This window comes from Paenibacillus sp. DMB5 (assembly GCF_001517085.1).
Lineage (GTDB): Bacteria > Bacillota > Bacilli > Paenibacillales > Paenibacillaceae > Paenibacillus_AQ.
Window position 1 is genome coordinate 135431 of record NZ_LRAC01000163.1, and the last position, 21697, is coordinate 157127.

Genomic DNA, 21697 nt, shown 5'->3' on the forward strand with positions numbered 1-21697 from the left:
CCGTTTCATCAGTTTCCCCTCTTGAAATCACCTCCGAAAAGGGTTATAACTAAATTGTATTGATTTTGTTATTTAATTTTAACTAACTAACAATAACAAAATTAAATCCGTTATCTTTCCATGATCATAAAATTAGCAAAGCGGGGGTTGCAAATGTCACGGCTTAATGAATATGTCGGAGGCGTTACCTGGGGTTTCATGGGCAAACGGGGAACGTGGGCAACAGAGGCTGCCGGGGCCTCAATGGAACTTATGAAATCGGTTACGGGAGCCAGCTGGACGGCTATAGCCTTCAGCGCTTTTCAGGCTACTGCCCAGTCCACTGCTATCCCTTACCAGGACGCGCCGACGGTGACTGATGATGAAGTGCTATGGGCAATCCGTAAGGCCAAGTCACTTGGCTTAAAGGTCTGTCTGAAACCGATTGTCAACTGCTCTGACGGGACATGGCGGGCTCATATCAATTTCTTCGACAAGGATGTTCCCTGTGAGCCCAAGTGGTCAGACTGGTTCCGCTCTTATACCGCCTTTATCCTGCATTATGCTGCGATTGCCGAGGAAACCGGCTGTGAAATGTTCTGTATCGGCTGTGAAATGGTGCAGACGGACCGGCGTGCAGCCGAATGGCGCACACTGATTGCGGAAGTCCGCAAGGTATACACCGGTGTACTGACCTACAATTGCGACAAGTATCAGGAGGACAATGTGACCTGGTGGGATGCGCTCGATGTAATCTCCTCCAGCGGTTATTATCCTGAAACAGACTGGGAAGAGCAGCTGGACAGAATTGAAGCGGTGGTAAAAGCGTACGGCAAGCCTTTCTTCTTCATGGAAGCCGGCTGTCCTAGCCGCAGCGGAAGCGCAGCCATCCCCAATGACTGGTCCCTGCCGGGCGGGCCCGATCAGGAGGAGCAGCTCCGGTTCTACCGGGCGATGTTCGGTGCAAGCGAAAAACGCGGCTGGGTTCAGGGATTTATGCTCTGGGACTGGCCGGCTGAGCTCTACCCGCTGGAGGAAGCGGCAGAGAATGATGATTACTGCATGTACGGCAAGGCGGCTGCACCGGTTATCAAGGAATATTTTACATCCAAAATAAATAGTGAGGAGTGAACGTTACAACATGACAATAACAACTGAAACTTGGCTTGGCGCACTTGAGAATGAGCTGCAGAACAATATCCTCGGCTTCTGGATGAAGCATACGCTGGATGAGGAGCACGGCGGGTTCGTCGGCGAGATCGACAATCAAATGAAGGTTATTCCCGGAGCCGAGAAGAGCCTGGTGCTTAATGCGCGGATTCTCTGGACCTTTGCGACAGCTTACCGGACCTATGGGTCGGCTGAATACCTGGGTATGGCCGAACGGGCCTACCATTACCTGCTGGAGCATTTCCTGGATAAGGAATACGGCGGGCTGTACTGGATGGTGGACGCTTCGGGTGCTCCTTCCCAGTCCAAGAAGCAGGTATATGGCCAGGCTTTTGCCATCTATGCTTTGGCTGAATTCCATCATGCCACCGGCAATGAGGAAGCACTGAATCACGCTGTAGAGATATTCCGGGTTTTGGAGAAGTACAGCTATGATTCTCTTTATAAAGGATATATTGAAGCCCTCTCCCGCGAATGGGAGGTTACAGATGAACTGTCGCTCAGCGACAAGGATATGAATGAGAAGAAATCAATGAATACCCACCTCCATGTCCTTGAAGGCTATACCGGCCTCTACCGGGTGTGGAAGTCCGAGGAGCTGCGGGTGAAGCTGGCCGAGCTGATCGATACGATGCTTGTCCACATTATTGATGATCAGGACCAGCACTTCCACTTGTTCATGGATGAAGAGTGGCATGTAAAATCAGACATTACCTCCTACGGCCACGATATTGAGGGCAGCTGGCTGCTGGTAGAGGCTGCAGAGGTGCTGGGCGATGAAGCGCTGCTGGAGCGTGTTCGCAAGGTTGCCGTTACTATGGCTGAAGCTGTGCTGGCCGAAGGCATTGACAAGGACGGCGGCATCTGGAACGAGGCTGACAAGAACGGCCTTCTAAACGAAGAAAAAGACTGGTGGCCACAGGCGGAAGCAATGGTAGGCTTCTATAATGCTTATCAGCTTACACAGGATACCCGTTTCCTGGATGCTTCTGCAGCGGTATGGACGTTCATCGACCGTCACATTGTTGACCACGAGCTTGGTGAATGGTACTGGGCGGTAGATGAGCATCTGCAGCCCCTCGCCCATGCTCCCAAGGTTAGTGCCTGGAAGTGCCCTTATCATAACGGCAGAGCCTGCTTTGAGATGATCGGAAGGCTGCAGGCTGCTGTAAAGGAGACTCATTAATGACAGCATTATTCGAAGAACGCAAAGCACAGCTGACACAGCGCTATGAGGCGCTGATCACCCGTACCAATGAAAAGCTGCCTTACGGCAACGGGATTTACGACCGCTACCGCTACCCGCTGCTGACTGCAGAGCATGCTCCGCTGATCTGGCGTTATGATTTCAATCCAGAGACTAACCCCTACTTCGCCGAACGGATTGGCGTAAACGGCGTGTTTAATCCCGGGGCAATCGAGCTGGACGGCAAATTCTACATTATTGCCCGTGTTGAAGGTAACGACCGCAAGTCGTTCTTCGCCGTCGCCGAGAGTGACAGCGGAGTGGACGGCTTCCGGTTCTGGGATCATCCGGTTGTCCTGCCTGAGACGGAAGAGCCTGACGTCAACGTCTATGATATGCGCCTTACCAAGCATGAGGACGGCTGGATCTATGGCCTGTTCTGCACCGAGCGCAAGGACCCGGATGCCCCGCATGGCGACCTGTCCAGCGCAGTGGCACAGTGCGGCATCGCCCGCACCAGAGACCTGAAGAGCTGGGAGCGCCTGGCCGACCTGAAAACCGGCTCTGCCCAGCAGCGCAATGTCGTGCTGCATCCCGAGTTTGTAGACGGCAAGTATGCCTTCTACACCCGTCCTCAGGATGGCTTCATCGACGCCGGTTCCGGCGGCGGCATCGGCTGGGGCCTGTCTGACACCATAGAGAACGCGGTAATCGGTAGCGAGACAATCATCGACCAGCGTTATTATCATACGGTCAAGGAAGTGAAGAACGGCCAGGGCCCGGCTCCAATCAAAACCCCGCGCGGCTGGCTTCATATCGCCCACGGCGTGCGCAATACTGCTGCCGGCCTGCGCTATGTGCTCTATGTCTTCCTGTCTGACCTAAATGAGCCGAACAAGGTCACCCATGCTCCGGGAGGCCACTTCATCGCACCGGACGGGGAAGAACGCGTAGGGGATGTCTCTAACGTAGTGTTCTGCAACGGCGTAATCGCCCGTGACAACGGGGAGATCTATATCTACTACGCCTCCTCCGACACCCGCGTGCATGTCGCAACCACTACAGTCGACCAGATGCTCGACTATGTACTGAACACACCGGAAGATCCGCTGCGCTCCTATGCCTGCGTTCAGCAGCGTATCGCATTGATCGACCGTAATTTGCAGTTATAACTTATCCGCCATACAGCAAAGAGGCGGGTGCCGGGAGAACTTGATTGTTCCTGCCGCACCCGCCTTTTGTTATCACTTGAAAACGGATATCCGATCAGCGCGGGATGTTTTCCTGTTTTATTAACAGGGTACAATGAGAGCAAAGCTTTTTTTGCGCAACAAGGGAGGAGGAATAGAAGATGAAACCGCGGATTTCAGTTATCACACTGGGAGCAGACGATCTGGAGCGGTCGCTCAAGTTTTATCGGGACGGGCTGGGGCTACCGACTGAGGGAATTATCGGAACGGAGTTCGAGCACGGTGCAGTTGCTTTTTTTGAGCTGGAGGGCGGCCTCAGGCTGGCCATCTGGAAGCGCAGGGATCTAGCCCACGACAGCCGGCTTCCGCAGACTCCAGCCAGTCCGACGGAATTTTCACTGGCCCACAATGTAGGCAGCCGTGAAGAAGTGGATCAGCTTATGGCAGAGGTGCGGTAGGCTGGCGCAGCTATAACCGTACCTGCCCATGACACCTTCTATGGCGGGTATGCGGGCTATTTTCAGGACCCTGACGGCCATTTATGGGAGGTCGCCTGGAATCATGCCTGGGAGATGCCAGAGTAAGTATGGCCTGGCCCGGAAAAAAAAACTGATCGGCTGCCCCGGGCAGGCTGCGTCTGCAGGTTAATTAGCAGCTGCCCGGCGGCATAGATTAACCTTTGCCGAAACTAATAAACCTCCCCCTCATCCCCCTGTACTTTAGCGCCTAATCCGGCAGCAACCTCGATCATTTTCTCAATTACAAAATCATCCGCACCCGCTACTGTAAACCGTCCATCTGTATGTTTAAAGGGGATTTGTTCGTCCTCTTCCGCCAGCCAGTTAAAAAAGTCTCCGCCAATCGCCAGCGTTCCAAACGGACCTTGCACCGAAAGACCGCTGCTGTACTCAAAGTCCTCCTGACCGGCAAAATAGGCTTTCGCCTCTTCCAGTGAAATCGGGTTACTGCCGCTCTCCGTCCAGCGTTCCGCCCGGGTAATATGTACATCATAACTCATGAGTAGTTCACTCCAGTTTCGATTTTTTATTAGTGGACACCGTACTTGGCTTCAGTCCAACCCTAGCTCAGCTGCGCGGCCCGGCCACCGAATCCCGGTGGACGATGTCGGCAGCGATCAGAATCTTCTCCAGCGGCGAAGAAGGGCTGTTGATCCGGCTCAGCAGCTTCTCTACGGCAGCGCGGCCCATCGCTTCTTTGGGCACATGGACCGTGGTGAGCGGCGGAATGCCTCTGGCGGCATCATCAATATTGTCAAAGCCGGTCACAGAAATATCCTCCGGCACGGACAAGCCCTCCTCCCGGAGCACATTGCAGACAGTGAGCGCAATAAAATCATTGCCGCACAGCAGCGCGGTTGGCAGCTGATTTGCTTTTTTACGCTTCAGCAGCCACTGCTTGAATTCTTCGTGCAGGATGATCGCGTCCATCCCTTCCTGCAGCAGCAGCTCGTCGTCACCGGACTGGGGCTGTAGCCCGCCCTCCTCCAGCGAACTGCGGAACCCGATCCAGCGGTCCCTGAAGCTGCGTGAATAACGGATCGGACCGATAAAATGCTGGTGCGTATGGCCGATTCCGAGCAGATGATTGGTCAGCCTGGACATGGAATCCATATTGTTCGCAAATACGGTATCGCTTGGAATGAGCGGATCCTCATGGTCAATAAGTACCATGGGCAGACCGATCCGGTGCACCTCCAGCAGCAGCGAGGTTGAGATCGTGCCTACACCGACCAGACCAAGCAGGCCGCCGGGATTCAGGATATTCACAAAGTTGTCTGCACGGTGCTCGGAGACAATTACCATTCCAAGACCCTGCTCATCCAAAGCGAGGGCGATCCCGTCAACAATTTTACCCCAGTACAGCGAATCCTGTGTCTGCGAACGGATATTGGGCATCAGCACCAGGACCGACTGTTTATTGCGGTCACCGGCAGACGTTTGGGTCGAGCGTTTTGCATTTTGCATATAGGCGTTCTTTTGCGTAAAATAACCAAGCTGTGAAGCAGCCTGAATCACCCGTTCCCGGGTCGTTTCATTGACGCCCTCTTTGCCGGACAGGGACTTGGAAACGACAAATTTAGAAACCCCGAGATGGTCGGCGATTTTTTGCATCGTTATCTTTTTAGCCACTTATATTCCTCCAAATAAATTCCGTTATCATAACATTTACCTAACAAAATAATTATACTTGTCCTTTTCGGGATACACAAGAAAAAGCCCCTCACAAATGAACAGGCCGGCTCTCCGCTGAGGAAGAACCGGCCTGACTCTACAATATGAAGACCAACAGACTGCCGGCCAATTTTAAATAGTGAACAAGGACAGCTTGTCCTTCAGCTGATTCGAGGCCACCTCAAGCTTGCCGGACAGGGATACGAGCTGATCGCTCACATTCTGCTGCTCGCTGCTTAATGACGCCACTTCCTCTGAAGTAGCCGAGGATTGCTGTGCTACTGCACTTACGTTGCCCATTGCGTCAGACAGCACACCCTGCGAATGGCTGAGACTGCGATCGCACTGGTAACGGACTCGAGACTGGCAATGAAATCCTCCATCTGCGCCTGCACGGATACAAAAATATCACTGGTGCTTTTGACTGAGGTCATCTGCTCTTTGAAGAGCGGCTCCACTTCGGACAGCTCCTCCACCGTTCCGTTCATTTCAGTAACGATATTATCAATGATGCCGGCCACAAGGGCAATGGACTGCTTGGATTGGTCGGCCAGCTGCCGGACTTCACCTGCAACCACCATAAATCCGCGGCCCGCTTCACCGGCTCTTGCCGCTTCAATGGTTGCGTTCAGGGACAGTATATTAGTCTGCTGGGTTATATTCTTCATCACGTCCAGCACTTTAACGACCGAGTATACCGTATCCTTGAGATTGTTGACACGGGTAACCAGGGCACCTGTCTTCTCGCCGATCAGACCGGTCTTCTCCAGCAGCTCCCCTAGCTGCTTTGCTCCATGTCCGCTGGCTTCACCGACTGTGTGCGCAGCCTCGTCCATCGCCGCATTTGCTGCAATGACACTCTGCATCTGTGTACCGATCAGATCGGTCAGCTCATTCCCGCGCTCAGCTTCCAGTGCAAGGCTGCCGGCACCTCCGGCTATCTCTTCCGTAGCTGCAGCAATTTCCTTGGCCGAAACAGCCGTTTTGCGTGAGGCATCGCCAAGCTCGCCGGCAGTCTCCAGTACCTCACGTGCTGTATCCGTGGTCTGGGCCACCAGTTCGGTAATCCGTTCCATCATCACATTAAACGATGAGGACAACTGGCCGATTTCATCCTTGGATGCATATTCGGTACGGACACTGAGATCGCCTTTGGCCCCTTCGACCATCAGATCCTTGAGACGGGCTAGAGGCTGGGCGATCATCCGCACCATCCAGAAGCCCAGCACTACAGCAAGCAGAGCTGCTACAAGCGCGGCCATATAGGTAGTAAACAGAATCGGCTCTGCGGCTTTTACCAGTTCGCCTGTCGGAATGACTCCGCTCAGCTTCCAGTCCGCCTTGGTCAGTGTTCCGAATACAGCCAGCACATCTTGGCCGTCCCCGTCCTTGGCCTCCCGGCTGTTCGTCGCATCCTTGCTGTCCTTAATGAAGCTGAATTCCGAAGCCGCACCGTCATCAGCCGGAACGGAAGATGCAACTACAATCCCTTCCGGATCAACCAGCTGAATTCGCGATCCGTCGCCCAGCGACACACTTTTGAAGGCATCCTCAAGCAGTGTGTTTTTCAGCTCCAGCATCATGACAAAGCCTGAGCCGGATCCCATTGTTTTCAGTGATCTTACCATAGCGACATTCTTGCCGCCGTTTCCTTGCACTGCCGTTGAGAACCAGTAATTCTGCAGCGACTCGCCATCTTTTGTATAGTAAGCGGTATATTCTTTAGTCCGTTCGACCACTGTCTTGAACCAGTCCTGATCTCTGATTCCGTCCATCTTCAGACTGGAATTGCCGCTTGAGATAACACTTTCTTCCGGTTCAGTCGGAATCAGTGAAATCGCCACAATATTGGAGTCCGTTGTCGTCTGGCTGGACAGCTTCTTGCTGATTGAATCCGTGGCGACGAATTTATCATAATTAGACTCAGCGGACACCAGTGCGGTCAAATCGGTTTGCATTTTGGTATCAAAGTATAATTGAAGCGCAAGATTCTCGTACTGGTTGAGCATAATATCCAGCTTGTCCGAGGTCTGCAGAATAGTCTGCCTGTTCGCCTCTGACACATTATCTTTAATCGTCGTCTTGGCTTTGTTATAAGACAATAGACCGAGAAGGAGTACTACAACTACAATCGCTGACAGAAAAATCAAAAACAGCTTGACGCCTACTGATTTTACCGGATTTACCCTTTTTACTTGACGGAGTGAGCCGTTCATTACCCCTTTGAAGCTCAGTTCCGGCATCTTTACTTTACTCTTGCCTTTACCAGGTGCCTTGTTATCCCCTGCAAGACCTGGTTTTGCTTTCTGCTCTTTGCCTGGTTTTTGTTTGTTCTCTCTCACTTTGACCCTTCTCCCCTTCTGGTTTCTCTCTGTTCTTCTGTCTGGAATTCCCCATACAATCACCTGCCAGCTAGAATAGAGGATGTATGTAAGCGTTCACTATATGTATCGGCTAATTAGGACGAATTGCTTAGGCTTCACGAGAAATAACCTGAGAATTTTTTTTATATTTTATAATCTCTTTCCACATTTTGTTTACATATAAAAAAAGGATACCCCGCATACGAGGCATCCTTCATTTAAGCCTAAGCTGTTATTTTCTTTTGCGCATCATATCAAAATAAGCAACCGGATGATCAACCTTCATACGGATCTTTTGGAGCGGATGACGGGCAGCATCAAGCTTGTTCCCTTCTTCATCCCACAGCTCGCCTACAGTCTGCTTGAAGCTGGTGATGTCCGGCCCGAAGAACTCCACTTCCTGTCCGGGCTTGAAGTGGTTGCGCTGCTGGATCAGTGCCATGCCGGTGTCTGCATCATACTCAAGAACAAGGCCTGCAAAATCATACGGCGCCGCTTTTTCCTCAGGTTCATAAATATGATCTTCATGGTCCGGTGTATCGTAAAAGAACCCTGTGTTCAGCGGACGGTTCGCCGCTTTCTGAAGCTCCTCCAGCCATTCCGGATTCAGCACGTAATTGTCCGGATCAGCCATATAGGCATCTATCGCCTTGCGGTAGGCGTTGACTACTGTGGCAACATAGTGGATCGACTTCATCCGGCCCTCGATTTTGAAGCTGTCAATGCCGACTTCGATCAGGTCAGGAATGCTCTCCAGCATGCACAGATCCTTGGAGCCCATGGTGAACTGGTTGTCCTCCGGCTGATGCAGAGGCAGCTGGGTCACTCCCGGCAAAAGATGCTGCGGCGGGGCAGCCTCTGCCTGATCCTCTTCCGATACCCAGTTTCCTTCCGGACGGCCGTCCTCGAACAGGTCATACTTCCAGCGGCAGGATTGGCAGCAGCCCCCGCGGTTGGAGTCGCGGTCTGTAAAATGGTTGGACAGCACGCAGCGGCCGGAATACGAGGAGCACATCGCACCGTGAATGAAGCTTTCGATTTCGATGTCGACATGCTGTTTGATCTCGGCAATCTCTTCCAGGCTGGTTTCACGGCCCAGTACGACACGCGGCAGACCTTCTTCCTTCCAGAAGGATACGGCCTGCCAGTTCAGCGTGGACTGCTGGGTGCTCAGATGCACTTCCAGCTCAGGCACCAGCCGGCGTGCTGTATCTACAATAGCCGGATCGGCTACGATAATAGCAGCGATTCCCGCCTCATGCAGGTTGCGGAGATATTCTTCAATCCCGGCGATATCTTCGTTGTGGGCATAGATGTTGGTTGCAACGAACACCTTTGCCCCGTATTTCTTGGCGAACTCAACGCCCTCGCGCATTTCCTCGAAGCTGAAGTTGTCAGCCCCTGAGCGCAGGCCGTATTTCTGTCCTCCGATATATACTGCATCCGCGCCATAGTGCACGGCGAATTTCAATTTTTCCAGGTTACCCGCCGGAGCCAGGAGCTCCGGTTTGTCCAGACGGTAACGTTTGCCCTTGTACTGGGGCTTGGTCATGGTACCCATTGATGTTCTCCCCTCCATATCTTCAGCTGTTAAAAAAGCTTAAACCCCGCTTTACGGTGTTGTACGCAGCTGCAGGGAATGTTTGGACTTCCGGCCGCTGTTATGTTTGGATTTCCTGATTTTAATCCGCTGCCGCGGTAGAAATCCAAACATAAAGGCGAGCGCTATCGCTCCTACAGTTCCAAACTTCCCTTCCGCCGCTACACCTGAAAGTTAATGGTTCAAACCTTATTTAAGAGGCTGAATCATTGCCTTATTTTATTTCCAAAAACATTAATTAATAGACTTGTTCTTTGTAGAAGAAGCCGAACGACAGGTCACGCTCAGGGTCCTGCAGCGCACGGATTCCATCCATCCACGACTCATCAAACTCATAAGCCTGCGGGTCCTGGAAATACAGGTCAACCGCATGGCGGAATGCTTTAACAACAGCCACATTATAGGCAACCGGCTTGAGCAGGCCTTCGATCTTCAGGCTGTGCACCCCGGCGGCCAGCAGGATATGCAGGTCCTCCAGAATGCAGACATCATCGGAGCTCATAATGTGCGTTCCGTTGATATCCTCGTAGATCGGGAACTTCTCTTCCTGGCGTTCTGCTTCAATCAGGAACAGGCCGCGGTCTTTGCCGAGATTACCATCTTCGACCGGACGTCCCTGGTGTGCCATATAGCTGGCTACCAGTCCGCGCTTGGAATGATAAATATTGGTCATCCCGTGTACCTGCACCTGGGCTTCCACCTCAAGCAGCGGCACCATTTCGGTAATTTCATCCATATTCAGCTCACGGGCCAGTACGACACGCGAAGCCCCTTTGCGGCCCCAATAGTTGGCCGTATAGTAATTTGTCGAGGTCATCTCGGCATTCCAGTGCAGCCGCAGCTCCGGCGCTTCGGACTTCACGGCGTACAGCACCGCAGGATCTCCGAATTCGATTCCGTCGATGCCTAGCTGGCCGATCGCCTTAACATATGCCGGAAGCTCATCCAGCAGCCGGTTGGACATCAGTCCGCCCAGGCCCGCATATACTTTGCGGCCCATGCCGTGGGCCAGTTCTATTACAGCTGCTGTATCCTCCAGCGTAAAATGGCCGGCCAGCCGCATCCCGAAACGGTCGTCTCCGATGAGCAGCGCGTCCGCACCTGCATTCAGCAGCGCACGGGCTTCCTCCAGGGATGCCGCTGTGACCAGCAGCTCCGGTTTGTTCATCATGTTGCATCCTCCTGCCCTTGCGGTACATCAAACCGCAGTAATCTCTATTTTAATAGGTTACGGCGTAGTTTGTTCACTTTTTTTGATATTGGCTAAATGTTCCTCGTACGTTTTACCGAAAAGATGGCCCTGGGTGCCGTCTTTTTTGGTCACGTAGAAGTAATATTCCGATGCCTCAGGCGCAAGCGCCGCCTGAATCGACGCCAGACCGGGACTTGCAATCGGCCCCGGCGGCAGGCCGGCATTTCTGTACGTGTTATACGGGCTCTCAACCTCCAGGTCCTTGTACAGCAGCCGTTCCTTTTGCTTGTCCAGCAGATACTGGACCGTAGCATCGATCTCCAGGTTCTGGCCCTTATTCAGCCGGTTATAAATAACGCCGGCCACCAGCGGCCGCTCATCGTCGACGACAACCTCACGTTCCACCAGCGATGCCACAGTCAGCAGCTCATGCAGGGACATTTTCCGCTCGGCCAGCTGATTTTTCCAGTCGGGAATGCTGTCCAGCTTCTTCTCCAGCTGCTCCAGCAGCGCCTCAACAACTTCCTGGGGCGTGCTGTCCTTGAGCAGCTCATAGGTTTCAGGGAACAAGTATCCTTCAAGACGGTGCAGCACACCCCCGCCCGCAGGAATCTCCAGCCTGTCAACTGCAGCAAGTCCTGCTCCAGAATCTATAATTTCAAGAAAAACCTCAGGCTTCTGCCCCCACGCCTCCGCCAGCTTGCCGGCCACCTGCTTTGCCGTATATCCTTCCGGAATGGTGAAGACCACCGTCTCCTCCTTCACGACATCTCCCGCATTCAGGCGGGCAATCAGACTGTCGTAGGTATCTCCGGGGCTTGCGGTATATGTACCCGCCATAAAGCCTGACCCTTCCTTAACCCACTTCAGATAACCTTTGAAAAATAAAGCGTTACGGATAATACCGTTCTCTTCGAGCAGATCTGCAATTTCCGAGCTGCCCATTCCCTTCTCTATCGTAAACGTAACGGCCGGCCCTGCAGGCTTAACCGGCTGCATTCCATTCCAGACATACCATGCGCCTCCCCCAGCTGCCAAGACCAACACAAGGACTATAATCAGCACGGCGCGGATTGCTGCTTTCAAATGGAACTCCTCACTTTCCGACTATATAGTATAGAATTGTATTATCTTAAATTCAACATATATTTTTGTGTGATTTTCATGCAACCCCATTTTTACAGCCCTATCAAGCAAAAAGAGCGCGGAAATAAATCCGCCCTCTTCCTTGCCCCAGCATAGATATCGCTTATCGTGAACAGCCTTTATTCTGTATCTTCTTCAGGAAAAGTCAGCTCATCGTACAGCTCGGAAACATCTTCCCACTCTTCATCGTCAACGATACTCTCCAGCTCCGGCACACCGTCAGGCGAAACCACAATCCGCAGAATCTCCTGCTCCGCTTCCCTGCCCGAACCGGCCAGTACCGCATACGCGCGGTCACCGACCTCAAACTCGGCGACAATATTGTAAACGGAAGACCGGCCCTGCTCATCTTCCAGTTCTACTGTTTCTCCATAGGCTTCCTTGAGCTTAGATGTCCAGACCGCTTGTTCTGCGGAAAAATCAGTCATTCTCTGCTCCCCCGTCAAGCTCGTCTACAAGTGTATTGAAGGTCTCTTCAACGATTGCCCACTCTTCATCATTCTCAATCATAAAGAGCTGCAGGTCGTCCCCGTCTCCTCGTAGCGGAATGCGTAGACCTCATCGCTGTCCTCATCCTCGGAATCCAGCGGTACCACCATCATATACTTTGCATCCGAACCGTCGACTTCAAACTTCATGATGACCTCAAATTCCTCTTCATTACCTTCCTCATCGGGAATATAGATAATTTCCGGTTCTTCTTCGTGGCCAATCTGTTCGTTTGTCATAATAGCGCACCCCTCACCTTTTACTGTTAGCATCCAAAAAATTTTGCAAAATCAGGGCTGCGGCCATTTTGTCCACAATCCCCTTGCGTTTCTTCCGGCTGACGTCCCCTTCAATCAGCATCCGCTCGGCGGACACTGTCGTCAGACGCTCATCCCAAAGGTGTACGGGTATTTCGAGTTCCTCCCGCAGCTGACCGGCAAATTCGATACAGATTTCACCGCGGGGTCCAACTGAGCCGTTCATATTCTTCGGCAGGCCAACCACGATCTCTCCAATCTCATGCTCCTTGACCAGCTCACGGATACGTTCAAACTCGTTGCCGTTTCCGCGGCGTTCAATGGTCTCCAGAGCCTGGGCGGTCCACCCGAAAATATCACTTGTGGCGACTCCGATTCTGCGGTCGCCGTAATCCAGTCCCAGCTTCTTCATCATCTCGGCTGATCCACCCGGTGATTGGCCAGGTAGAAACGGACCAGTTCCTCAATCAGCTCATCACGTTCTTTTCTCCGGACCAAACTTCTCGCATTGTTGTGGCGCGGAATGTAAGCCGGATCTCCGGAAAGTAAGTACCCTACGATTTGGTTAATCGGATGGTACTCTTTCTCCACCAGCGCGTCGTATACGGCGAGCAGAATTTCCTGGGAAGAAGCTTCCTTTTCGTCGCCCTTCACATTGAATTTAACCGTTTTGTCCATGGAGTCCATTTGTGACACCTTCCTTCTGCAAAATCACCCTCAGAGAGCGGTTTCGCATAGTTGCTGCTGTACAGCTCACTTGCTGCCTTCATCATAACATATTCATGCCCCGCCTTGGAAATCCTCTATCCGAGATAACGCTTTTTTTGGCATTTTATCTACAAAAATATAGATAATTTTGGTTTTCAAGCTATTGCAGAACGGCCTCTAAGGCGAATTTTCGCTAAAATGCACCACACAGCCTCATCAATAAAGCAGCGGTACTGATATGAAGCACTCAGTACGCTGGGCATATTCATATGAAGGAACTGTCTGTGCAGTCAGCCATCTTCAGTCTTTAAGCCTGGGCAGCAACGAGCTCCTCGGCTTTGGCCAGTGCCTCGGACAGCTTGGAAGCATCCTTGCCGCCGGCCTGCGCCATATCCGGACGTCCGCCGCCTCCGCCGCCGCACACTGCGGCAACTTCCTTAACCAGCTTGCCGGCGTGGAAGCCTTGCTTGACCAATGCCTGAGGCACGGAGACTACAAAGTTCACCTTGTCGTCCATCGCAGCGCCGAGTACCAGAATGGCATCCGGCAGCTTTACCTTCAGTTCATCAGCCGTGGAGCGCAGTGCATCCATGTTGCCTGCCTGGACAGCAACGGCCAGCAGCTGCGTGCCGGCGCCTACGGTCTTCACGCTGCCGGTCAGCTCGGCGGCAAAGGTGGCGCTCAGCTTCGACTGCAGCGATTCGTTCTCGCGGGATACTTCGCGCACCTGGGCATGCAGTGCTTCAATCCGCTTAGGCACGTCATTCAGCGAGGATTTCAGCAAGCCGGCAGCCTGCTTCAGGAGATCAAGCTGGCTCTCGGTGAACTGGTAAGCATAACGTCCGGTCACGGCCTCAATCCGGCGTACACCGGAGCCGATGCCGCTCTCGCTGACCAGCTTGAAGATTCCGATCTGCGAGGTGTTGCCGACATGGATACCGCCGCACAGCTCAAGGCTGTAATCGCCGACCTGTACGACACGGACGATGTTGCCGTATTTTTCGCCGAAGAGTGCCATTGCGCCCATAGCTTTGGCTTCATCAATCGGCTTGTTCTCAATGACCACATCCAGGCCGCGCCAGATCTGCGCATTCACCCGGTGTTCAATATCGCTCAGCTCTTCCGGTGTAATGGCACCGAAATGCGAGAAGTCAAAACGGAGGCGTGCGCCTTCTACCAGAGACCCTGCCTGGTTAACATGACCGCCGAGCACTTCCTTCAGCGCCTTATGCAGCAGGTGAGTCGCCGTATGGTTCTTCACGATGTCTTCACGTATTTCACGGTTAACTTCCGCACGCACGCTCTCGCCGGTCTTCAGTTCTCCGGCTTCCACGGTCACCAGATGTACATGCTGTCCGTGCGGAGCCTTGAACAGGCCTGTAACCTTGGCAGTAACGGAGCCGCCTGTCAGAAGACCGGTATCGCTGACCTGGCCGCCGCTTTCAGCGTAGAACGGAGTCGCTTCCAGCACCACCTGGCACTCGGCGCCTTCGCTGACAGAATCCACAAGCTCGCCGTCTACAACAATAGCGAGGATTTTGGACTCTGCTACCGTGTCATTATATCCAATAAATTCACTTTTAACCGTCAGATCGGCAAGGGCGCCGCCCTGGATTTTCATGCTGGCATTGTCCTGGCGGGCTGCTCTTGCCCGGTCGCGCTGCTCCTGCATCGCTGCATCGAAACCTTCACGGTCCACGGTCAGTCCTTGCTCGGAAGCAAAATCCTCTGTCAGGTCAAACGGGAAGCCGTAAGTGTCATACAGCTTGAATGCATCGACGCCGGCAATGACGCTCAGGCCGTCAGCCTTGGCTTTTGCCGAAATTTCACCCAGAATAGCCAGGCCGTCGGACAGCGTTTCGTGGAAACGCTCCTCTTCCGTGCGGATGATTTTGGCGATATATTCGCGGTTCTCCACAACGGACGGGTAGTACACGCCCATAACCTCGCCTACGGTTTCTGTCAGCTCAAAGAGGAACGGACGGTCAAGACCAAGGTTCTTTCCGTAACGTACTGCACGGCGGAGCAGACGGCGGATGATGTATCCGCGGCCTTCATTGGACGGAAGCACGCCGTCGCCTACTGCGAAAGTCACAGTACGGATATGGTCGGCAATCACCTTCAGGGCGATATCCTGCTCCAGGTTATCCTTGTATTTCACGCCGGCAAGTCCGGCAGTCTTCTGGATCACCGGCTGGAACAGGTCGGTGTCAAAGTTGGAGTCTACATCCTGCAGGATGGAAGCCAGACGCTCCAAGCCCGCACCGGTATCAATGTTCTTGTTGGGAAGCGGTGTGTAGCTGCCGTCTTTGTTGTGGTTGAACTGGGAGAATACGAGGTTCCACACTTCCAGCCAACGTTCATTTTCACCGCCCGGATACATTTCCGGATCACTCATGTCACTGCCGTAAGCTTCGCCGCGGTCATAGAAAATCTCCGAGCAAGGGCCGCACGGGCCTTCGCCGATGTCCCAGAAGTTCTCGTCGCCCAGCTTGATGATGCGTTCAGCAGGCAGGCCTACTTTTTCATTCCACAGCTTGAATGCTTCTTCATCCTCAGCGTATACGGTAACCGAGATGCGGTCGCCGTCAAAGCCGATCCACTCCTTGCCGGTCAGGAACTCCCAGGCCCAGGTGATGGCTTCTTCCTTGAAATAATCGCCGATGGAAAAGTTTCCGAGCATTTCAAAGAACGTATGGTGGCGGCGCGTTTTGCCGACATTCTCGATGTCATTGGTACGGATACATTTCTGCGAGTTGGTCAGGCGCGGATTCTCAGGAATCTCGCGTCCGTCAAAGTATGCCTTCAGCGGGGCCATACCGGCGTTGATCCACAAAAGGGAAGGATCGTTGTGCGGAACGAGCGATGCGCTTGGCTCGATTTTGTGGCCTTTGCTCTCAAAAAACTGCAGCCATTTGGAACGGATTTCACTTGCTTTCATCATGTACAGCCCCCGTCTTAGTATTAATCTGCATCCGGCAATTACGCCGGAATACACAAAAACGCCCCTGAATAAATTCAGGGACGATGATTATCGCGGTACCACCCTGGTTATCGCCTTGACCAGTGTATTAACACTCGGACAACTACAGACGATCGCCTTGTCGCGGCTGTTAACGGGCGCCCCCGGCGGGATTTCCCCGCACTCCGAAATCAGCTTTCCGCCGGTCTGTCTTCCGGGTTCTCACAGCCATTACGATTCTCCGTAACGGAACCCGTTCTCTGGGGGAGCCATGCTCCGGCGTACTTCATTTCATCAATGTTTTATCCGATTTGCATTTTAACATTTCCAGTATAGCCAGCGGCGGGGGTTGTGTCAATGTTTGACGGCGGAGCTGTCTGCTGCAGACTGCTGGATCGCCTTAAAACTGACGCAAATCTGTCTTAAACAGATCATTTACAGCGCCTATACGCAGGAGTATAATTCTGGATATTGAGAGACTTTATACGTATAACAACGCATTTCAACTTCATGTCGAGACGTGGCTCAGCTTGGTAGAGCGCTTGCTTCGGGAGCAAGAGGCCGCAGGTTCAAATCCTGTCGTCTCGATTTATGTTGTGTTAATAACAGAAGCCGCAGGGTTCAGTACCTGCGGCTTCTGTTATTTTATTCTCGCTTAAGCGCCTACAGCCCCCAAATCCGGTACACAATGACCGCCGCTTCCGCACGGGTCAGTGTATCTTCCGGGGCCAGCAGGCCGTTCTTGCCGGCGACAATGCCGGCTTCAACCAGCAGCGATACGCTGTCAGCTGCATATCCGGCGACTTGCGCGGCATCCGGATATGCAGCCAGGCTACCGCCACTGCCTGTGGCAGCTGCACCCGCTGCCGCCAGCGCCCGCGCTGCGATCACCATCATCTCCTGGCGGGTGATCGGACTGTCCGGACGGACGGTACCGTCCGCGTAACCGGTGATGACGCCAAGCTGCTGTGCAATGGCCAGATCACTGCCATAATATGCTCCGGCTGGAACATCGCCGAAGCCCGGGGCAGCCGTGCCGGTGCCCTTCAGCTCAAGCGCTCTCACGAGCATCGTGATGAAGTCGGCCCGCTTCACGGATGCTTCAGGAGAGAAGCTGCCTTCAGCCGTTCCCTGCACGACGCCGCGGGCAGCCAAGGCGGTGACGCCCTCTTCGGCCCAGGCCAGCTTCTCTATATCAGTGAAGCTTACAGGGTTAAAGGCTGGCGCATAAGAGCCGGCCCCGGCAATGTGGAACACAAGCGATCTGCTGACCGCGTCATAGCGGCTGTTCGGAATTGCCGTCAGGCTGCCTGTGCTGCCCAGTTGTCCGGCGATCAGGGCTGCGGTATTGCCGAGCTGCGCCGCAGCAGGAGTGTACGGGATGGACACTTTTACCGGAGTATCCGGGCTGCCCAAGGCAAACGCTTTGCCGCCTGCCGTCAGGCTCAGGTCAATAACCGGCCCTGCACCAATAATCGTGCGGGCTTTGGCATCCAAACCATCCTTGGAAGCCTGTTTTATATGGATTGAAATGAGGTCAGCGTCTGCTGCTGCACCGGACAGTATATTGCCCGGAATCTCTAGCGCAGCTGCCGCCGTCTTCACCAGCAGCCTGTAGCTTTCCTGCCCTTTCAGGCTTTGCGCAGGAAGCTGTAATTCATAGGCAGCAGCATCCCCTTGCTTAGGCACATCAATAATGACCTGTTTCCGGCCGTCAGCAGCAGGGCTCGCCTGCGCAAGGGCTTTTTTCAGGTTATCAGAAGAAACAGTCGCTTTAACCCCGCCGCCGGTACCGGTAACCTCCGGTTTGAGTGTCACTGAACCATCACTGTTCCCGACGATGACAGGCTCCGGTGTAGCAAGGCTGCTACTGGTGCCGCCGGGAATCGCAACCGGCGCCGGAGTTGCTGCCGGTGTTGGTGTTGCCGTTGGTGTCGGAGTAGGCGTCACTTCCGGCTCATCCGGTTTACCTGTGAGCGTAAGCACGCCGTACACTGAGGTATCCTGATACCCGTTGCCGGTGGTATCATTCCATGCAGCTACACTTTGCCGCGCGCCATCCTTGGCGTCATTGATCTGCACGTCGAAGCCGAGCTTCCTGGCGTTGGCCGGTGTAACGCCGGTAAGCGGTATTTTTACTTCAACCGTGTAGTTGGTCCCTGATACTTTGGTTGCAGAGGCGAATCCTGCCGCAATCCTGTCGGGATTAAATGTGCTTTCGTTATCAAAATTGACCCGGAACTGCCCGTCATCGTCCTGGTAGAAGGAGGTTTTCCCGTTATTCTGATCCACGAAAATCTCAACCGAATCCTGCTCCCAGACATTCGCGCTCGCCTTATCCAGCTGCGCATCGCTGACCTGAACCAGCACGTACAGATACTGGTCATCCCACATTGCTTTGGCTATGCCGCTTGCCCCCTGCCAGGCCAGCTGGTAACGGTTAACTTGCATTTCGGGCACACCTGTCCAGAGAGCATCTATTGTACCGTCAATGACCGGCGTTCCATAAACAGCATTAGACACATTAGCGTCCGTCGTATCCGGCTGATGCCCGGCGATATATTTTACCGGATCGATAACGCCATAATATGCCGGCTTGGCCTGCAGGCTCTTGTCGAACAGCAGCGGATTGGATGATGCTCTCCAGCTCGTATTGTCATCCATCCCCCAGAAGGTGACCCGCGCAATATTCGCCGCATGCTCCTTGTAGAGGCTCATAAGCTGGGCGTACAGATAACCCTGGGCATCGGCCAGCTTTTCTGACAGCTCATAGTTGCTTCCCGCCTGAATATCAAGCTCCGTGACGCTTACTTCAACACCAAGAGAGATGAATTTTTCCAGCGACAGTCTGACATTCTCAGGATTGGTGTTAACGTTGTAGTGCGCCTGCATGCCGATACCGTCGATCAGCTTTTTGCCGGGATGATTAAGCGCATACTTATCGTTTAGTGCTTTTACCATGTTATAGATGGCCTGGGCTTTATTCTGGTTGTCTTCATTGTAGTCATTGTAATAGAGCTTGATGTTCCACTCCGGATGCTCATCCAGCACTTCCCGCGCCGCCAGAAAAGCCTGCTCGACGTAATCTGCTCCGATTGCGGTTTTCCACGGGGCCTGGCGCAGCGACGACTCCCAGTCGGCCGGATTCCCCGGGTTGTCATTCATCGCCTCATTCACGACATCCCAGGAGATCACCTTATCCCCGAAATGCTCCATCACGGTACGGATGTGGGTCCGCAGATTTACAAGCGCTTCTTCCCTGCTCAAAGGTACGGTATTGCCCTCCGCATCCTTGGACGTATTCATCCACACCGGCGACTGCTGGTGCCAGACCAGAACATGGCCGTGCATCTGCATGCCTTCCGCCAGCACCTTATCGACCATCGCATCCGCTGCGCTAAAGGTAAACTCGCCCTTCACATTCTGCAGCGCATCCGGCTTCATCGCATTGCCTGCCGTAGCCGCGTTATGATGCATCTCCAGCAGCTCCAGCCGTACCCCTTCCAGATCCTCGGCCGTAATGGCGTTCCCAATCAGAAAATCATCCCGGTAGGCATCCTTCAGCGGAACCAGATCCTTTTGGATCGCAATTGGACCGGTGCCCGTATGTTCAAAGCTGATATCGTCAATGTAAAAGGATGCTGTAGCGTTATTCGAGCTCTCCACGTAAATCGTCAGGTACTCGCCGCCTACGCTGTTATAGCGGTAGCTGCCCTCAAATTTGACCCACCCGTCAGCAGCATTGATGGTCTTGGGGGAGAGTGCGACATAATTAGCGCTGCTGCCGTTGCCTACCTGTGTAGACAGCTGAAGCTGCGAACTGGCCGGATCAATCAGCTTGACCCAGGCGGAGATCAGATATTCGCTGCCTTTGTCCACATATTTCTCTACACGCAGCGTTGGCCCGTGCCAGGTTGATGTGCGTCCTTCCACCTTCAGGGCATAGGAGCCGTCCGCGGTATGGTTCGCTTCATCCGTCACCGTCAGCGTCTCATTTCCCGACCTGCCGGCGAAACCGCCTGCTGTCTGATCCTCAAAGGTAACCGTATTGAACGGCAGCGCCGGGTCTCTTACGGGCTCCTCCCCGCCGCCGGAGGCTGGTTTACCGGTAATCAGAACGTCTCCGATATAGAACGGAACCGCTTTGCCGGCCTCGTTGGAATTAATGCGCAGCGCCTGATCCTTGGATGTGTCTACAGTGAATTCTTTGATCAGCGTAACAGCCTTGCCCGCCTCATAAGCTGCTTCGGCATAGTTACCGTAGCTGTTAACCGTCTGCAGCGCAGCTTTTGCACCGTCAGGCAGGACCACAGCAGCGTCAACATAAACAAGCGCAGTCACTGTATAAGTCTCCCCGTTAACGAGTCCGAGGTCGCTGAATTTAAAATCTGCAGCATCCCAGTTGTTCGCTCTGTTGCTTACATACAGGGCTGCGCCATCGGCGTTGCCGTCGAAGGGTATACCGGTAACCGCTGCCAGGCTGGCCCCGCCGGATTGGCCGGCTTTACCTGCCCCACCCGCAAAGGTTTCATGATAAACGGTTGTCACTTCCGTTTGGGCTGCTTCTGCAGCCTGGGATGCCTGAGCTGCCGGAGCAACCCAGCCAAGCGGCAGCAGCAGGCTTGCCGCTAATACTGTGGAGAAGATTCGTTTGAACGTTCTACTCATGCACTGCACTCCTCTTTTTATGAATTTGGATTCAACTGGATTAAGCGCTTACAAAAAGGAATCGAACAGCCCCCTTTCTCAAGCAAAATCGTAGCACACCCGCAAAATCACTGTCTTTCTCCAAACTAAAGATGATACCGGACTTTTTATATAACATTTGAAATAACGGGCAGTTACCGCTCCGTAAGGTCCAGAATTTTTATTTTGGGATTGGAAGTGAATCCAGAGAATATTGGGGAGATCCCTCCCGCTGCTGTTCAATCATGCTTGGCTGGATCCCCTGACTGGGGATGAAATAGGAGAGACAACCCAGCCTTCCGCAGCATATTTAATTTTCTAACCTGTAAGAGGGGTTCTACAGTGCGTACAAGGGATTCCTGGTTCGAGCTAAGTGAAAAAATGGCATCTAATTCTCCGCTTGATCCCACTTTCGGAAATCTAAGTGGAAAAACGCTACTTAATTTTACGGTTTTACGCCTAATGGTGGAGTTTGAGCGAAATTAAGTGCCGATTTTCCAACTAATCCTTAAAACTCAAGAGAATCGGAAGAATTAGATGGCGAAAATCCACTTAGCTGTTCAGGAACCCTCATCCC

15 protein-coding genes, 1 tRNA gene and 2 pseudogenes are annotated in these 21697 nt (G+C 53.3%); 5 read left to right on the plus strand and 13 right to left on the minus strand.

The features are described from left to right. The first annotated feature begins 153 nt into the window (after positions 1 to 153). The 4 genes and pseudogenes from AWJ19_RS30380 to AWJ19_RS30395 all read left to right on the plus strand — a co-directional run bounded on the left by AWJ19_RS30380 (position 154) and on the right by AWJ19_RS30395 (position 4109). Positions 154 to 1110, plus strand: coding sequence for a 1,4-beta-xylanase (locus AWJ19_RS30380; protein ID WP_068729121.1), 957 nt, complete (start codon positions 154 to 156; stop codon positions 1108 to 1110). 10 nt (positions 1111 to 1120) lie between these two features. Further along, entirely contained in the window at positions 1121 to 2335 is a 1215-nt protein-coding gene (locus AWJ19_RS30385) for an AGE family epimerase/isomerase (RefSeq protein WP_068729122.1), read from the plus strand. Then, on the plus strand, positions 2335 to 3507 hold the full coding sequence (locus AWJ19_RS30390) for a glycosidase (RefSeq protein WP_068729124.1): 1173 nt from the start codon (positions 2335 to 2337) through the stop codon (positions 3505 to 3507). The genes AWJ19_RS30385 and AWJ19_RS30390 overlap by 1 nt, the downstream gene beginning before the upstream one ends. 179 nt (positions 3508 to 3686) lie before the next feature. Next, a pseudogene (locus AWJ19_RS30395) lies at positions 3687 to 4109 on the plus strand (VOC family protein). A 104-nt stretch (positions 4110 to 4213) separates the two neighbouring features. Here the strand turns inward: AWJ19_RS30395 and AWJ19_RS30400 are convergent. From AWJ19_RS30400 to alaS, 12 genes and pseudogenes are all read right to left on the minus strand, one after another. Beyond that, positions 4214 to 4543, minus strand: coding sequence for a hypothetical protein (locus AWJ19_RS30400; RefSeq protein WP_068729126.1), 330 nt, complete (start codon positions 4541 to 4543; stop codon positions 4214 to 4216). A 67-nt stretch (positions 4544 to 4610) separates the two neighbouring features. Further along, entirely contained in the window at positions 4611 to 5675 is a 1065-nt protein-coding gene (locus tag AWJ19_RS30405) for a LacI family DNA-binding transcriptional regulator (protein ID WP_068729128.1), read from the minus strand. 174 nt (positions 5676 to 5849) lie between these two features. Continuing rightward, positions 5850 to 6017 carry a hypothetical protein gene (locus AWJ19_RS37045; RefSeq protein WP_241781942.1) on the minus strand — a complete coding sequence of 56 codons (168 nt, stop codon included), beginning with the start codon at positions 6015 to 6017 and terminating at the stop codon, positions 5850 to 5852. Then, the gene (locus tag AWJ19_RS30410; protein WP_068729130.1) at positions 6005 to 8059 is read right to left on the minus strand and encodes a methyl-accepting chemotaxis protein; all 2055 of its coding nucleotides are present in this window, start codon (positions 8057 to 8059) and stop codon (positions 6005 to 6007) included. Before AWJ19_RS30410 ends, AWJ19_RS37045 begins: the two co-directional genes overlap by 13 nt. Before the next feature lie 253 nt (positions 8060 to 8312). After that, a complete protein-coding gene (locus AWJ19_RS30415) occupies positions 8313 to 9641 on the minus strand; it encodes a U32 family peptidase (protein ID WP_068729132.1) in 1329 nt (442 codons plus the stop codon). A 277-nt stretch (positions 9642 to 9918) separates the two neighbouring features. Further along, positions 9919 to 10851: a peptidase U32 family protein gene (locus AWJ19_RS30420; protein ID WP_068729135.1), complete on the minus strand. Its 933-nt coding sequence runs from the start codon at positions 10849 to 10851 to the stop codon at positions 9919 to 9921. A gap of 57 nt (positions 10852 to 10908) precedes the next feature. Continuing rightward, positions 10909 to 11958 (minus strand): endolytic transglycosylase MltG, encoded by a 1050-nt coding sequence (gene mltG, locus AWJ19_RS30425; RefSeq protein WP_241781943.1) that lies wholly within the window; start codon positions 11956 to 11958, stop codon positions 10909 to 10911. Positions 11959 to 12137: 179 nt separating this feature from the next. Next, complete coding sequence (locus AWJ19_RS30430) at positions 12138 to 12446, minus strand: DUF1292 domain-containing protein (protein WP_068729137.1); 309 nt, start codon at positions 12444 to 12446, stop codon at positions 12138 to 12140. After that, positions 12439 to 12746 (minus strand): annotated as a pseudogene (locus AWJ19_RS30435) (DUF1292 domain-containing protein). Before AWJ19_RS30435 ends, AWJ19_RS30430 begins: the two are co-directional and overlap by 8 nt. A gap of 13 nt (positions 12747 to 12759) precedes the next feature. Next, a complete protein-coding gene (gene ruvX, locus AWJ19_RS30440) occupies positions 12760 to 13176 on the minus strand; it encodes a Holliday junction resolvase RuvX (RefSeq protein ID WP_198536677.1) in 417 nt (138 codons plus the stop codon). Beyond that, positions 13176 to 13451 carry an IreB family regulatory phosphoprotein gene (locus tag AWJ19_RS30445; RefSeq protein WP_068729140.1) on the minus strand — a complete coding sequence of 92 codons (276 nt, stop codon included), beginning with the start codon at positions 13449 to 13451 and terminating at the stop codon, positions 13176 to 13178. The genes ruvX and AWJ19_RS30445 overlap by 1 nt, the downstream gene beginning before the upstream one ends. A gap of 328 nt (positions 13452 to 13779) precedes the next feature. Continuing rightward, complete coding sequence (gene alaS / locus AWJ19_RS30450) at positions 13780 to 16413, minus strand: alanine--tRNA ligase (protein ID WP_068729199.1); 2634 nt, start codon at positions 16411 to 16413, stop codon at positions 13780 to 13782. Between the two features lie 535 nt (positions 16414 to 16948). Between alaS and AWJ19_RS30455 the strand changes: the two genes are divergently transcribed. Continuing rightward, positions 16949 to 17022 (plus strand) — tRNA-Pro (locus AWJ19_RS30455). A gap of 75 nt (positions 17023 to 17097) precedes the next feature. Here AWJ19_RS30455 and AWJ19_RS30460 read toward each other — a convergent pair. After that, positions 17098 to 21102, minus strand: coding sequence for an endo-1,4-beta-xylanase (locus AWJ19_RS30460; protein WP_068729142.1), 4005 nt, complete (start codon positions 21100 to 21102; stop codon positions 17098 to 17100). Positions 21103 to 21697 lie beyond the last annotated feature (595 nt).

Bases quoted from the DNA above. Each gene is read 5' to 3' on its own strand.
- AWJ19_RS30380 (WP_068729121.1), top strand. From the start codon at position 154: ATGTCACGGCTTAATGAATATGTCGGAGGCGTTACCTGGGGTTTCATG.
- AWJ19_RS30385 (WP_068729122.1), top strand. From the start codon at position 1,121: ATGACAATAACAACTGAAACTTGGCTTGGCGCACTTGAGAATGAGCTG.
- AWJ19_RS30390 (WP_068729124.1), top strand. From the start codon at position 2,335: ATGACAGCATTATTCGAAGAACGCAAAGCACAGCTGACACAGCGCTAT.
- AWJ19_RS30400 (WP_068729126.1), bottom strand. From the start codon at position 4,543: ATGAGTTATGATGTACATATTACCCGGGCGGAACGCTGGACGGAGAGC.
- AWJ19_RS37045 (WP_241781942.1), bottom strand. From the start codon at position 6,017: ATGGGCAACGTAAGTGCAGTAGCACAGCAATCCTCGGCTACTTCAGAG.
- AWJ19_RS30415 (WP_068729132.1), bottom strand. From the start codon at position 9,641: ATGGGTACCATGACCAAGCCCCAGTACAAGGGCAAACGTTACCGTCTG.
- AWJ19_RS30420 (WP_068729135.1), bottom strand. From the start codon at position 10,851: ATGATGAACAAACCGGAGCTGCTGGTCACAGCGGCATCCCTGGAGGAA.
- AWJ19_RS30430 (WP_068729137.1), bottom strand. From the start codon at position 12,446: ATGACTGATTTTTCCGCAGAACAAGCGGTCTGGACATCTAAGCTCAAG.
- ruvX (WP_198536677.1), bottom strand. From the start codon at position 13,176: ATGAAGAAGCTGGGACTGGATTACGGCGACCGCAGAATCGGAGTCGCC.
- AWJ19_RS30445 (WP_068729140.1), bottom strand. From the start codon at position 13,451: ATGGACTCCATGGACAAAACGGTTAAATTCAATGTGAAGGGCGACGAA.
- alaS (WP_068729199.1), bottom strand. From the start codon at position 16,413: ATGAAAGCAAGTGAAATCCGTTCCAAATGGCTGCAGTTTTTTGAGAGC.
- AWJ19_RS30460 (WP_068729142.1), bottom strand. From the start codon at position 21,102: ATGAGTAGAACGTTCAAACGAATCTTCTCCACAGTATTAGCGGCAAGC.